The organism is Nocardia sp. NPDC004568 (assembly GCF_040609955.1).
GTDB lineage: Bacteria > Actinomycetota > Actinomycetes > Mycobacteriales > Mycobacteriaceae > Nocardia.
Genome location: NZ_JBEXLL010000009.1, coordinates 18,822 through 32,556, shown reverse-complemented (window position 1 = coordinate 32,556; position 13,735 = coordinate 18,822). Strand labels below are relative to the sequence as shown.

Genomic DNA, 13,735 nt, shown 5'->3' with positions numbered 1-13,735 from the left:
ATGGGAGTGCTCGTATGTCATATCGAAACAACACGACTCGACCGAAAGCCTCAGGGCGTCTGAATAACCCGCTGGTAGTCGCGGTTATGCCACAGTCGATGAGAGGTCGGCGAATTCGTCCAGGCCCATTACTCGCCTGCGGCGCGACGGCTCTGGCCATCGGCGGGGCGCTGCTCCTGCCCGGCGGCGCCGAGGTATACCGGATGCTTGCCGAGGCCGGTCCGGGGCACGGTCGCGGCCTGAGTCAGCACGGTGCGCTGCAGAACGCCGACAACGGGCAGAACGTCGATCAGATCCTCGCCCACTACTATCCGGGCGCCGAGTTCGGCACCATCGGCCCGGCGTCGGTATCGGTCCGGCTGCAGGAACAGGACGGCGCAGACCTGGCCGTCACCTCCGCCGCCGGAATGCGGCTCGCCGGACAGGAACTGCAGGGTGGTACGGCCGTCCGGCTCACGCCGCTGCCCGACGGCGGCGCGCACGCGGTCGTCACGCAGGGCTGCGACGGACCGGTCCTGTGGGAGAATCCGATCCAGGACCCGTGGGTCTATCCGCTCGACCCGAACCCGAACCGCCCGGCCGCGGAGCATCTGACGCTGTGCGACGGCGGTGCCTACCGTGGGTCGTTGGGCGTGGCCGCCGAGAACGGCGAGACCCGCACCGTCAACCGGGTGGAAATCCAGGACTATCTGCTCGGCGTGGTCCCGGCGGAGATGCCGCCGGACTGGGCGCCCGCCGCCCTGGAAGCCCAAGCGGTCGCCGCCCGGTCCTACGCGCTCGCCGAAACCCGCTGGCCCTACGCGCAGACCTGCGATACCACCGACTGCCAGGTCTACAGCGGCACCGCCCAGGAAGATCCGCGCACCACCGCCGCGGTGGCGGCCACGGCCGGCCGGGTACTGCTGCGCGACGGGCGGATCCTGCGTGCCGAGTACTCCGCCGCGCCCGACGGCGGCTCGCCCGCCGATATCCAGACCTTCGAGGTGGGTCCGACACCCGCCGAACTCGCGGTCACCACACCGGCGCCCCTGCCGCCCCCGGTGACCCCGCCCGCCGGATCGCCGGAAGGCGCCGCTCCGGGCGCCACCGAACCGTGGAACGAGACTTCGCCCGAAGGTATGAAATCGGGCGCGCCGGTGCCACGTACCCCGGAGGGTTCGCTTCCGGTGTCCCCGGGTGGTACGCCCGGTGCGGCCCCGTCGCCGATCGATACCGCCTACGAGGAAATGGGCGGTATGCAGGGGGCGCTGGGTCTGCCCGTCACTCCGGAACTGCCCCTACCCGAGGACGCGGGCAAGTACCGGCTGTACGAGAACGGCGTCATCGTCTACACCGCCGAGCTGGGCGCGCAGGTCGTCGACTTCGACACCCTGATGCAGTTGGTACCCGGTATCACCGACGGCGCGGCGCCCGCCGACCCCGGATCCGGTAGTTCCGGGGCGGCCGATTCCGAGGCGGCGACGATCCCCGGCCGGATGCCGGCCGGACGCGCCGCGCCGGACAGCCCACCGGAGCCCGAGACCCGGCCGGCCGGGTCGGGCACGGTCGACGGCGACCGGCCCGCGCCCGTACCCGGGGCCCAGCGCATCCCGACCAGAATGGAGACCACCGAGGTGTTCTAGCCGCCGACCGACGGCTTGTCCGGCGACGGCGGCCGGAACCACCAGCCGCACCCTGCGCCACTACGGGCAGCTGGGGTTGTTGCCGCCCAGCCGGATCGGCGTGAACGGATACCGCTACTACGACGAGCGCTCGCTGGTGGCGTTCGCTGAGCGCCGCCGAGAGACAGGCGTTCCAGCAGGCCCGGCTCGATATCGCCGCGGCCTTCGGGCGGGCGCGTAAGGCCGGGCTCGCGCCGGACAGCCCCGAGGTCCAGGAGATCACCGCGCGGCACTACGAATGGGTCACCGGCGGCCGGCAGGGCTGTCGCCCCGACGCGCAGGCATTTACCGGGCTGGGCGAAATGTATGTCGCCGGTGAACGTTTCGGCGCGAACTACGACGTGCACGCGGCAGGCACGGTGGAACTGATCCGGGACGCGCGATGCGCGTCTACGCCGAGAACAATCTCGAATAGCGGCGGCGTCCGGGCACCCGCGCACGAATACGCGCGCGGGTGCCCATGTTTCACATTTTTCGGGAATCGGCCCACCGGCGATCGTCGGCGCTGCGCGGTACAGTGCCCCGAAACCGTGACAAAGGGGGAGGTCCCGTGAGTTATCCGTATGGTCAGCCGCCGCAGCAGCCCGGCCCGCCGTTTCCGTCCGCGCCGTATTCGCCGCCGCCCGCCTATCCGGCCCCGCCCGCCCACCAGATGGGTTACGCGCCCGGGCCGCAGTACGCCGGCAGTTACGGATATCAGGCGCCGCCCAGCGGTGGCACCGGTATCACCGCCGGGATCCTCGCCCTGCTCGGCGGGGTCGCCAGCGCGTTGTCCGCTGTCGGGATGTTCGTGCTCGCCTCGGCCACCTCGGAGAGTTCACTGACCAACGGCGCCGTTCTGGCCACCGGCGCCCGCCGCCGCACCAGCAGTTCGAGTTCCAGCGGTCCCGATATCGATTTCGATTTCGACCTCGCGGGCACCGGTGTGGTGCTGGGCGTCGCCTACAGCGTTCTTGCCCTTTTGCTCCTGATCGGCGGCATCCTGCTGCTGCGGCGCAGCAATACCGGGCGAGTGATGGTCATCCTCGGATGCGTGCTCTCGATCGTGCTGACCGTCGTCGTGGTCGGTGTGGTCGCCGTCGGGGGCGGTATCAGCGTTCTCGGTGCTCCGCTCTTCGCGATCCTCACCCTGGTACTGGCCGCCGTCGCTCCCACCAAGCGGTGGATCGAGGCCGCCCGGCTCCCCGTTCCGGCCGGCGCCTACGGGGTCGCCCCCTACGGCTACCGCTGACAGCGCCGGTGAACAGCACTTTCCCCGCGCCGGGGCCGGACCGCCCCGGCCCCGGCCCCGGCGCGTAATTTCCCGGCACCCGGCATGGAAAGCCGCTCACCTGGTAATACCGCTGACCTTCCGACTCCGACTGGCGCCGGGAAACGCTTCCGATACGCTGGGCTCCCGTGACCGCCGCATCGTCTCCGGGTAACTCAGATAACACCGCACAGTTCGACTTGATCGTGGTCGGCTCCGGCTTCTTCGGGCTGACCGTCGCCGAGCGCAGCGCGAACTTACTGGGCAAGAGAGTCCTCGTACTGGATCGCCGCCCGCATATCGGCGGTAATGCCTATTCGGAACCCGAACCGGAAACCGGTATCGAGATCCACAAATATGGCGCGCATCTGTTCCACACCTCGAACAAACGGGTCTGGGACTATGTCACGCAGTTCACCGAGTTCACCGGCTACCAGCACCGCGTTTTCGCCCTGCACAAAGGGCAGGCGTACCAGTTCCCCATGGGGCTCGGCCTGGTGTCGCAATTCTTCGGCAAGTATTTCACCCCGGACGAGGCGCGCGCGCTGATCGCCGAACAGGCCGCCGAGATCGAGACCAAGGATGCGCAGAACCTCGAGGAAAAGGCCATCTCGCTGATCGGCCGTCCGCTGTACGAGGCGTTCGTCCGCGACTACACCGCCAAACAGTGGCAGACCGACCCCAAGGAACTGCCCGCCGGCAATATCACCCGGCTCCCGGTCCGCTACACGTTCGACAACCGCTACTTCAACGACACCTACGAGGGCCTGCCCAAGGAGGGGTACACGAAGTGGCTGGAGAACATGGCCGCCAGTGACCTGATCGAGGTCCGGGTGGACACCGACTGGTTCGATGTGCGTGACGAGCTGCGCGCGCAGAATCCGGACGCCCCGGTGGTGTACACCGGCCCGCTGGACCGCTACTTCGACTACGCCGAGGGCGAGCTGGGCTGGCGCACCATCGACTTCGAGACCGAGGTGCTGCCCACCGGCGACTTCCAGGGCACATCGGTCATGAACTACAACGACGCCGATCCGCCCTACACCCGGATCATCGAGCCGCGGCATTTCCATCCGGAGCGGGACTACCCGACGGACAAGACGGTCATCATGCGCGAGTACTCGCGTTTCGCCAAGACCGGCGACGAACCGTACTATCCGATCAACACTCCCGAGGACCGGGCCAAACTGACCGCGTATCGCGACCTGGCCAAGAAGGAGACCGCGGATGCGAAGGTCCTGTTCGGTGGCCGCCTCGGTACCTATCAGTACCTGGACATGCACATGGCCATCGCGAGCGCGCTGAACATGTTCGACAATGTGCTGCGTCCGCATCTGGAGACGGGTGCGCCGCTGGCCGAGGAGAACAACGACGTATGACCTCTGCATCACTGGCGCACCGGGCGTCCGCGACCCGAGCGAAATCGCTGCTGCAACGGGTGATCCTGCCGCGCCCGGGCGAGCCGCTGGATGTGCGCACCCTCTACCTGGAGGAGTCGGCGACCAACGCGCGGCGGGCGCATGCCACCACCCGGACCTCGCTGTCGATCGGCGCGGAGTCCGAGGTCTCGTTCTGCACCTATTTCAACGCGTTGCCGGCCAGCTACTGGCGGCGCTGGAGCATGCTCGACTCGGTGGTGCTGCGGCTGGAGCTGGCCGGACACGGCCGCGTCGACCTGTACCGGTCCAAGGCCGACGGCTCCCGTATCCACGTCCAGGGCTGTGAGTTCGCGGTGGCCTCCGGCGCGGAGACGGTGCCGGTGGAGATGGAGGCCGATTTCGGCCCCTTCGAGGACGGCGGCTGGCTCTGGTTCGATATCACCACCGACACCGCGGTCACTCTGGTGTCCGGAGGTTGGTACGCGCCGGTCGAGGCACCGGGGGAGGGCCGGATCGCGGTCGGTATGCCGACCTTCAACCGCCCCACCGATGCCGTGACCACGCTGAAGGCGCTCGGGGCCGATCCGCTGGTGCTGGCGCAGATCGACGCGGTGATCATTCCCGATCAGGGCACCCGTAAGGTCGTCGACGAACCCGGTTTCGACGAAGCCGCCGCCGTTCTCGGCGACCGGCTCGCCATTCACGACCAGCCCAATCTCGGCGGGTCCGGCGGGTACAGCCGGGTGATGTACGAGGCGCTGAAAACCACCAGCGCCGAATTCATCGTCTACATGGACGACGATATCGAGATCGAACCGGATTCGATCCTGCGCGCGCTGGCGTTCGCCCGTTTCGCGAAATCGCCGGTGCTGGTGGGTGGCCAGATGCTCAACCTGCAGGAGCGCTCCCATCTGCACGTGATGGGCGAGGTCGTCGACCGCAACATCTTCATGTGGTCGGCGGCGCCGAATGTCGAATACGACCACGATTTCGCCAAATACCCGTTGCGTGACCGCGACAATTCGAAACTGCTGCACCGGCGTATCGATGTGGATTTCAACGGCTGGTGGACCTGCGTGATCCCGCGTCAGGTGGCCGAACAACTCGGGCAGCCGCTGCCGCTGTTCCTGAAATGGGACGACGCCGAATACGGATTGCGCGCCCGGGAGGCCGGATATCCGACGGTCACCCTGCCCGGCGCCGCGGTCTGGCATATGGCGTGGAGCGACAAGGACGACGCGATCGACTGGCAGGCGTATTTCCACCTGCGCAATCGCCTGGTCGTCGCCGCGCTGCACCAGCCGGGTAACGGGCGGGCCATGATCGTCAACACGGTCAAGGCGACCCTCAAACACCTGCTCTGCCTCGAGTATTCGACGGTCGCCATCCAGAATCTCGCGATCCGGGATTTCCTGGCCGGCCCCCAGCGTCTGTTCGAACTGCTGCCGAGCGCGCTCGGCGCGGTCCACGAACTGCGCAAACAGTATCCGGACGCGGTGATCCTGCCCTCGTCCACCGAACTACCGCTGGCCAGCGGTAACGGGGTCGGCGCGGTGGGGGAGCCCGCCAACCCGATCGCCAAGCTCGTGCGGCTGGGCAAGGGGCTGCTGCACAATCTGCGTCCGGCGCACGAGCAGCACCACGACCGGCCTCAGCTGAACGTGCCCACGCTGGATGCGCGCTGGTTCCTGCTCTCGCAGGTCGACGGGGTCACCGTCACCACCGCGGACGGACGCGGTGTGGTGTACCGCAAGCGTGACCCGCGCCAGGCCTACGGCCTGCTCCGGGAAGCGCTGCGATTGCGTAAGGAACTCGCCGCGCGACTGCCGGAGATGCGGCAGCGCTACCGTGCCGCGCATGCGGAACTCACCGGTACGGCCGCGTGGGAGAAGGTTTTCGGGATCGACAGCAGCGAGGAGAGCCAGCGGTGAACGCCATGAACCCGAGCCTGCAGGATTCGGGTACCGGCCGGTCACCGGCGGAAGTCAGGATCCTCGAGGCGGTCCAGGGCGCCATCGCGACCCCGCCGGTGATCTCGGCGGCGCGCGGTATGTCGCATTTCGGGGAGCACGCGCTCGGCTGGGTCGGTATCGCCGCGGTCGGCGCGCTGGCCGACAAACCACGGCGCCGCCAGTGGGCCGGGGTGGCGGTCGGCGCCGTGGGTGCGCACGCGGCCTCCATCGTGATCAAGCGGATCGTCCGCCGGCCCCGCCCGCACGCGCCATCGGTCCAGGTCAACGTATCGACACCGAGCAAGCTGAGCTTCCCCTCCTCGCACGCGACCTCGACAACCGCGGCGGCGGTGCTACTCGGAAAATTGACCGGGCTACCCTTGCCTGCGGTGCTCGTACCGCCGATGTTGCTGTCCAGAGTCGTGCTCGGGGTGCATTACCCCTCCGATGTGCTCGCCGGTTCCGCGCTCGGTGCCGCGTCCGCCGCCGCCCTGCTCGCCGCCGAAAAGAGACTCGACAGTGACCGCACAAGACGAAAAGGCCCGAGAAGAAAAGGCACTGCCCGCCATGAGTGAAGAGCCCACCGGCGCTGATCTGGCCGAAGCCGAAGTCAAAGGGCCTCCCAAAACGCTGGTCGGTGGCCTGGTCAAGGCAGCTCGTCCGCGCCAGTGGGTGAAGAACGTCCTCGTGCTGGCCGCGCCGATGGCGGCGGGTTCGGTGACCGATCTCGATGTGCTCGCCAATGTGGCCATCGCCTTCGTCGTCTTCTGCATGGCCGCGTCCGGTGTCTACCTGACCAACGACGCGATGGATGTCGAGGCCGACCGGGCCCACCCCACCAAGCGGTTCCGTCCGATCGCCGCCGGTGTGGTCCCGGTGAATCTCGCCTTCGCGCTGTCGGCGGTGCTGCTGCTCGGTTCGCTGGCGCTGTCGTTCCTGGCGTCCTGGCAGCTGGCCGTCACGATGGCGGTGTACATCGGGGTGCAGCTGGCCTACTGCTTCGGTCTCAAACACCAGGCGGTCCTGGACATCTGCATCGTGTCCTCGGGCTTCCTGTTGCGGGCGATCGCCGGCGGTGTGGCGGCGGGGATCCCGCTGTCCCAGTGGTTCCTGCTCATCATGGCGTTCGGCTCGCTGTTCATGGCGGCCGGTAAGCGCTACGCCGAGCTACAACTGGCGCTGTCCACCGGTGCGAAGATCCGTAAATCGCTGGAGTACTACACCCCGACCTACCTACGGTTCATCTGGAGCCTGGCCGCGACCGCGGTGGTGGTCTTCTACGGTCTGTGGGCCTTCGAACAGGGCGCGGCCAAGGACACCGAATGGTTCGCCCTCTCGATGATCCCGTTCACCGTCGCGATCCTGCGCTACGCCGTGGATGTCGACGGTGGCGAGGCCGGTGAACCCGAGGAGATCGCGTTCGGCGATCGCGTCCTGCAGTTGCTCGCCATCGCCTGGATCGGAGCGGTAGGTGTCGCTGTCTATCTCTTCTGACGAGATTGCGGTAGCCGAAACAGAACAGCCCGACGAGCGCGCCGCCACCCGGCGGCGGCGCTCGCCGGGTTCGGTCTCGCGGGGGGTGTTCGCCGGCGGCATTCTGGTGACCGTCGCCCTCTTCGCGTTCGGTGGCTGGGAACGTCGCTGGATCGCCGACGACGGACTGATCGTGTTGCGTACCGTGCGCAACCTGCTGGCCGGCAACGGCCCGGTCTTCAACGCGGGTGAACGGGTGGAGACCAACACCAGTACGGCATGGACCTATGTCGTCTGGTTCTTCAGCTGGCTCACCCAGGGCCGGCTGGAATACGTGGTGCTCGGTGTGGCGCTGACGCTGTCGCTGCTGGCGGTGCTGTTCGCGATGCTGGGCACCGGCAAACTCTGGGGCCCGGCCTCGTCGACGCTGCTACTGCCCGCCGGAGCACTGGCCTACATCTCCGTGCCGCCCGCCCGCGACTATGTGACCTCCGGCCTGGAGAACTGCCTGGTCATCTGCTGGATCGCCCTGCTGTGGCTGCTGCTGGTGCGGTGGAGCAGAGCCGACCGGCCGACCGTGCCCGGGCTCTTGGGCCTGGCCTTCCTGGCCGGTCTGGCACCGTTGATCCGGCCCGAGATGACCGTGGTGGGCGGCCTGGCCCTGCTGCTCATCTTCTTCGCGCCCATGCCGCGGTCGCGGCTGCGGCCGTGGCTGCTGCGGGGCCTGGTGGTGGCGGTCGCCGGCGCGGTTCCGCTGCTCTACCAGGTCTGGCGGATGGGCTATTACGGCCTGCCCTACCCCAACACCGCGGTCGCCAAGGACGCGGGCGGGGCGAAATGGGGCCAGGGTTTCACCTACCTGTGGGATCTGGCCGGACCCTACTACCTCTATGTACCGCTGGTCGTCCTGCTGCTCGCGGGGCTGGTGGCCGCGCGAGCACATTATGTGCGCCCGGATACCGGTACCGTCGTGGACCCGGCGGCCGGTCGGTTCCGGCAGTTCCGGGAGCGGCTGCGCTCACCCTCGGCGGTGGTGGCGCTGGTGCTCGGCGCGGCGGTGCTGCTGACGGTCTACGCGCTGCGCGTCGGCGGCGATTTCATGCACGGGCGGATGCTGCTGCCCCAGCTGTTCCTGTTCCTGCTGCCGGTCGCGGTCCTTCCGGTCCGGTTGCCCGAGGGCGGTCTGCGGTCGATGACCCGCCGCGAGGCCCCCACGTTCGCGGTGCTGGTCGTCGCGCTGGTGGGCACGGTGGCGTGGGCGCTGCTGGCGTCGGGTACCACCGCCATCAAGACCGGTACCCACATCAACAAGTCCGGGATCGTGGACGAGCGGATCTACTACGTTCTCAACACCGGTCACGATCACCCCATCCGCGCCGAGGACTACCTGGACTACGCGCGCATGCGCCCGATGGTGGAGGCGATCGAGAACACTCCCGACGGTGGTCTGCTGCTCAATTCCCCGTCGTTCATGATGTGGTACATCGCCCCGCCACCGCTGCCCATCCCGCCGGGCGGGTACGGGCATACGGTCTACTTCCTCAACCTGGGCATGACCAGCATGAATGTCCCGTTGGACGTCCGGGTCATCGATCCGATGGGCCTGGCCTTCCCCCTGGCCGCGCACACCGATCGGCTCACCGACGGGCGGATCGGGCACGACAAGAGCCTGTATGCGGACTGGGTGATCGTAGAGACCGGCATGGTCGACATCAAGCCCTGGCTGCCGTGGTACATGGATGAGGACTGGGTGAAACAGGCTCGGGTGGCGACGTCGTGCCCCGACACCTACGCGCTGGAGCTCTCCTACAAGGGCCCGCTGACAGTCGAGCGGTTCAAGCACAATCTGCTGCACGCTTTCGATTTCGCGTCGTATCGCATAGACCGGGTGCCGAAATATGAAATTCAACGCTGTGGTCTCGTCGATCCGATACCACCGGTGCGCTGAACTGCTGTTTCTCCGACGGTAGTTCGGCTGTTCGCCGCGTCTTCGCATTCCTGGTAGGCGTGTGAACTGCGGCCGGGTTAAAGTGCTCGCGTCCGGCCCCGGCTCGTCCGGGCCGGGGACCGGTAGTCGTACTGCGCGGCCGTGGGTCGCACGACGGAGGGCGGGAAATATGCAAGGGGTTATCGGCCGTGATGTCCGGAGCGCACGTCCGGGGCGGCGGTGGGGCGGTCGGCTCAAGCGCACGGTGCTGCTGTCCCTGGCGGCCCTGCTCCCGGTCGGCGCCTCGGTGGCCGGGCCCGCGGCTCCGGCGTCGGCGCAGTTCGACCCCAGCGGTATCGATTTCTGGGTCGATTCGGAGATGGGACCGATCAAGTCGCGCGTGTTCCGCGCCGCCGACGGCAATACCGGCCGGGTCGTCTACGCCCTGGACGGGATGCGTGCCCGCGACGATCTCAGCGGCTGGGAGATCGATACCGATGTCGCCCGGGAACTGACCAAGTGGAATATCAACGTGGTCATGCCGGTGGGCGGCCGGTCGAGCTTCTACGCGGACTGGAACGCCCCGAGCGATTTCTTCGGACTGGGCAGCTCGGGTAGCGCCGGCGGTGCCACCGGCTCGGCGGCCGATTCGGGTTCGGGCCTGGCCTCGGGTTCGGCGGCCGGAGTCGGGCGGACCACCACCTACAAGTGGGAGACCTTCCTGACCCGCGACCTGCGCTGGGCGCTGCGTGATCGGCTCGGGTTCAACCCGAACGGCAACGGCGTGTTCGGGCTGTCGATGGGTGGCAGCGCGGCCCTGGCACTGGCGGCCTACCATCCCGATCAGTTCCGCTACGCGGGTTCCTATTCCGGCTATCTCAATGTGTCCGCGCCCGGTATGCGGGAGGCGCTGCGGGTGGCCATGCTCGACGCCGGCGGCTTCAATATCGACGCCATGGCGCCGCCGTGGAGCCCGCAGTGGCTGCGGATGGATCCGTTCGTGTTCGCGCCGCAGCTGCGCCAGCACAACACTCGTCTGTGGATTTCCGCCGGCAGCGGCCTCCCGGCCGCTACCGACGGACTGAGCTTCGACACGGTCAACGCGATGGGTCTGGAGGCGCTGGCGCTGGCCAACACCCGGGCGTTCCAGGTGCGGATGATGTCGCTGGGCGCGACCAACGCCACCTACGACTTCCCGGCGGTCGGCGTGCACAACTGGCAGTACTGGGCGACCGAGGTCTATCGGATGATCCCGGATATGTCGGCGAACATCGGCTGACCGCGCACCGGACGACCCCGGCCGGCCTCTTTGCGCAATCGTTGCCAAGGGGAGTTGCCGGCGGGTCCGGCAACGAACGGGTACACCGGCCTCCGGCCGGCTGTGACCTATGACACTATTTACGCAACATGAACGCGGGTATAGCCGCGTGATGTACCAGGAACATGTATCCAGATAACGGCTTCCGTCTCCCGATGGGGCTGTGGTCTATGTATCCGAGATGGGGCCGGTAACGTAGCTAGGTACTTGCTATCCGGCTGTCCAGGCGAAAGGTCTAGTCGAATGCGAAGTGCGCGCAGGCCCGGATCGGTGCGTATCCGGCGGTGGGTACAGCGTTGGGCGATGGGGATGGCGGTGGCGCTGCTCGCTCCCCTCGCGGTGGCTCTCTCCGATATCGCTCCCCGGGTCGAGGCGGCTCCCAACCCGGCCGGCTTCGATTTCTGGGTCGACTCGCCGGAGATGGGTCCCATCAGGTCGCGGGTCTTCCGCGCCAAGGACGGCAACACCAACCGGGTGGTCTACGCCCTCGACGGCATGCGGGCCCCCGAAACGCACAGCGGCTGGGAGAACGACACCGATGTCGCCAACGCGCTGACCGACTGGAACATCAACGTCGTCATGCCGATCGGTGGCATGTCCAGCTTCTACGCGGACTGGAACGCGCCGAGTTCCTTCTTCGGCCTTCCGCCGACGGGATCGACGTCCGGTTCCGGAGCCCTGAATGTCATTTCCGAGGGTCCGGGCAAGAGCTACCGCTACGCCTGGGAGACCTTCATCAATCAGCATCTGCGGTGGGCCCTGCGCGACCGGCTCGGCTTCAACCCGAACCGCAACGGTGTCTTCGGATTGTCGATGGGCGGCAGCGGCGCCCTGGCCCTGGCCGCCTACCACCCCGATCAGTTCAGTTTCGCCGGGTCCTACTCCGGCTACCTCAATGTCTCCGCGCCCGGTATGCGCGAGGCCCTTCGGGCCGCCATGATCGACGCCGGTGGCTACAACGTGGATTCCATGGCCCCGCCCTGGGGCCCGCAGTGGCTGCGGATGGACCCGTTCGTCTTCGCGCCGCTGCTGCGCGACCACAACACCCGGTTGTGGATCTCGGCCGGCAGCGCGCTGCCCGGGCCCGCCGACGGGCTCAACGGCAACACGATCAACGGTATGGGGCTCGAGGCGCTCGCGTTGGCCAACACCCGGGCGTTCCAGGTGCGGATGATGACGCTGGGCGCGAACAATGTCACCTACTCGTTCCCGGCGACCGGTATTCACTCCTGGACCTACTGGGAGGCCGAGGTGCATCGGATGCTCCCCGATTTGTCGGCGAATATCGGATAACGCCAGTTCGGGGTCCCGTTCGCAGGGCTCCGCACACAGCACGATGTGCCCGCCCGGAAGGAAACGGTCGGGGCGGGCACACTGCTGTCGATAGGAATTCGTCCTCGGTTCGTATTCCGTTACACAAGCCAGGTCGGAGCGCGATTTCGATAACAGCCGAATATCCCGGGCCGCCGCGACATCAACGCTCCGGCAAGGTATCGTCACGGGGCGATCACAGCGGTTCTTGCGGCGGATTTCGGCCAACCGATCAGCACGGCCTTGCTCGGCTCGGCGAGGTCGAATAAAGTCCAGCGAGCACATCTGTGACCAGATCGTTGTAGCGCTGTCGGCCCAGTGGTAGGTCGGGACCCGGCCGCCGGCGCCGCCGAGGAGAAACGGGGTGTTGTCCGCACAGCGGTAGCGACAACGCCACAACAGCAGAAAGAGAGCAGAATTCATGCGTTTCGGCAGGGCAGCCGGCCCGAAGAGAAGTACCGGGCGGTCGCGGGCACCCCGCGGTTGGCGTAACCGGATTCTGGCTATCGGTGCGGCAGTGCTCGCGCTACCCGTCGCGGCAGGTATCGCGGCCCCGACCGCCATGGCTTCGCCCGCGGCACCGGTCAAGCGCGGCGCCTTCGAAGAACTGATGGTTCCCTCCAGCATGGGGCCGATCAAGGTGCAGGTCCAGTGGGCGGCGCGCGGCGGCAACGCCGGTCTCTACCTGCTCGACGGCCTGCGCGCCCGCGACGACCGCAACGCCTGGTCGTTCGAGACCAACGCGCTCCAGCAGTTCGGCAACGACAACATCTCCCTGATCATGCCGGTCGGTGGCCAGTCGAGCTTCTACGCCGACTGGTACTCGCCCAGCAACACCAACGGGCAGAAGTTCACCTACAAGTGGGAGACCTTCCTGACTCAGGAGCTCCCCGCCTTCCTCGAGGGCCACGGCGTCTCCCGCACCAACAACGCGATCGCCGGCCTGTCCATGGGTGGTAGCGCCGCCCTGGCCCTGGCCGCCTACCACCGCGACCAGTTCCGCTCGGCCGCCGCCTACTCCGGCTACCTGAACATCTCGGCGCCGGGTATGCGTGAAGCCATCCGTGTCGCCATGCTGGACGCGGGCCGCTACAACGTCGACTCGATGGCCGCGCCGTGGAGCCCGCAGTGGCTGCGGATGGACCCGTTCGTGTTCGCCCCGCAGCTGCGTGGCCTGCCCATGTACATCTCGGCGGCCAGCGGCCTGCCCGGTCCGTACGACAAGCCGGCCGGTGCGGTCGGTGCGTTCAACACCGGTAACGCCATGGCGCTGGAAGCGCTGTCGCTGGTGAACACCCGTGCCTTCCAGGCGCGCCTGAAGACGCTGGGCATCAACGCCCACTTCGACTTCCCGAACGTGGGCACCCACTCGTGGAAGTACTGGGAGGGCCAGCTCTTCGCCTCGCGCAAGATGTTCCTGGATTCCACCAACGGCTGGTGACCGAAGGCTCGCCATTCGGTTGCC

Annotated in this window: 12 protein-coding genes; all 12 read left to right on the top strand. The window is 67.5% G+C overall.

The features are described from left to right. Nucleotides 1-203: 203 nt before the first annotated feature. The 12 genes from ABZV91_RS06985 (at nt 204) to ABZV91_RS06930 (ending at nt 13,711) form a co-directional block, all read left to right on the top strand. Nucleotides 204-1,622, top strand: coding sequence for a SpoIID/LytB domain-containing protein (locus ABZV91_RS06985; RefSeq protein ID WP_355236637.1), 1,419 nt, complete (start codon nt 204-206; stop codon nt 1,620-1,622). Between the two features lie 52 nt (nt 1,623-1,674). After that, nucleotides 1,675-1,842 carry a MerR family transcriptional regulator gene (locus ABZV91_RS06980; RefSeq protein ID WP_355236892.1) on the top strand — a complete coding sequence of 56 codons (168 nt, stop codon included), beginning with the start codon at nt 1,675-1,677 and terminating at the stop codon, nt 1,840-1,842. Beyond that, entirely contained in the window at nt 1,769-2,215 is a 447-nt protein-coding gene (locus tag ABZV91_RS06975) for a TipAS antibiotic-recognition domain-containing protein (protein WP_355236890.1), read from the top strand. The genes ABZV91_RS06980 and ABZV91_RS06975 overlap by 74 nt, the downstream gene beginning before the upstream one ends. Next, nucleotides 2,212-2,892, top strand: coding sequence for a hypothetical protein (locus tag ABZV91_RS06970; protein ID WP_355236634.1), 681 nt, complete (start codon nt 2,212-2,214; stop codon nt 2,890-2,892). The genes ABZV91_RS06975 and ABZV91_RS06970 overlap by 4 nt, the downstream gene beginning before the upstream one ends. A gap of 167 nt (nt 2,893-3,059) precedes the next feature. After that, the gene (glf, locus tag ABZV91_RS06965; protein ID WP_355236631.1) at nt 3,060-4,289 is read left to right on the top strand and encodes a UDP-galactopyranose mutase; all 1,230 of its coding nucleotides are present in this window, start codon (nt 3,060-3,062) and stop codon (nt 4,287-4,289) included. After that, entirely contained in the window at nt 4,286-6,220 is a 1,935-nt protein-coding gene (locus ABZV91_RS06960; RefSeq protein ID WP_355236629.1) for a glycosyltransferase, read from the top strand. The genes glf and ABZV91_RS06960 overlap by 4 nt, the downstream gene beginning before the upstream one ends. Before the next feature lie 5 nt (nt 6,221-6,225). Then, nucleotides 6,226-6,816 (top strand): phosphatase PAP2 family protein, encoded by a 591-nt coding sequence (locus ABZV91_RS06955; RefSeq protein ID WP_355236887.1) that lies wholly within the window; start codon nt 6,226-6,228, stop codon nt 6,814-6,816. Next, a complete protein-coding gene (locus ABZV91_RS06950) occupies nt 6,809-7,735 on the top strand; it encodes a decaprenyl-phosphate phosphoribosyltransferase (protein ID WP_355236884.1) in 927 nt (308 codons plus the stop codon). The genes ABZV91_RS06955 and ABZV91_RS06950 overlap by 8 nt, the downstream gene beginning before the upstream one ends. Then, complete coding sequence (gene zomB / locus ABZV91_RS06945; RefSeq protein WP_355236626.1) at nt 7,713-9,662, top strand: flagellar motor control protein ZomB; 1,950 nt, start codon at nt 7,713-7,715, stop codon at nt 9,660-9,662. Before ABZV91_RS06950 ends, zomB begins: the two co-directional genes overlap by 23 nt. A 169-nt stretch (nt 9,663-9,831) precedes the next feature. Further along, entirely contained in the window at nt 9,832-10,920 is a 1,089-nt protein-coding gene (locus ABZV91_RS06940) for an alpha/beta hydrolase family protein (protein WP_355236623.1), read from the top strand. Nucleotides 10,921-11,262: 342 nt separating this feature from the next. After that, a complete protein-coding gene (locus ABZV91_RS06935) occupies nt 11,263-12,252 on the top strand; it encodes an alpha/beta hydrolase family protein (RefSeq protein ID WP_355236620.1) in 990 nt (329 codons plus the stop codon). Nucleotides 12,253-12,691: 439 nt separating this feature from the next. Then, complete coding sequence (locus ABZV91_RS06930) at nt 12,692-13,711, top strand: alpha/beta hydrolase family protein (RefSeq protein WP_355236617.1); 1,020 nt, start codon at nt 12,692-12,694, stop codon at nt 13,709-13,711. Nucleotides 13,712-13,735: the final 24 nt, after the last annotated feature.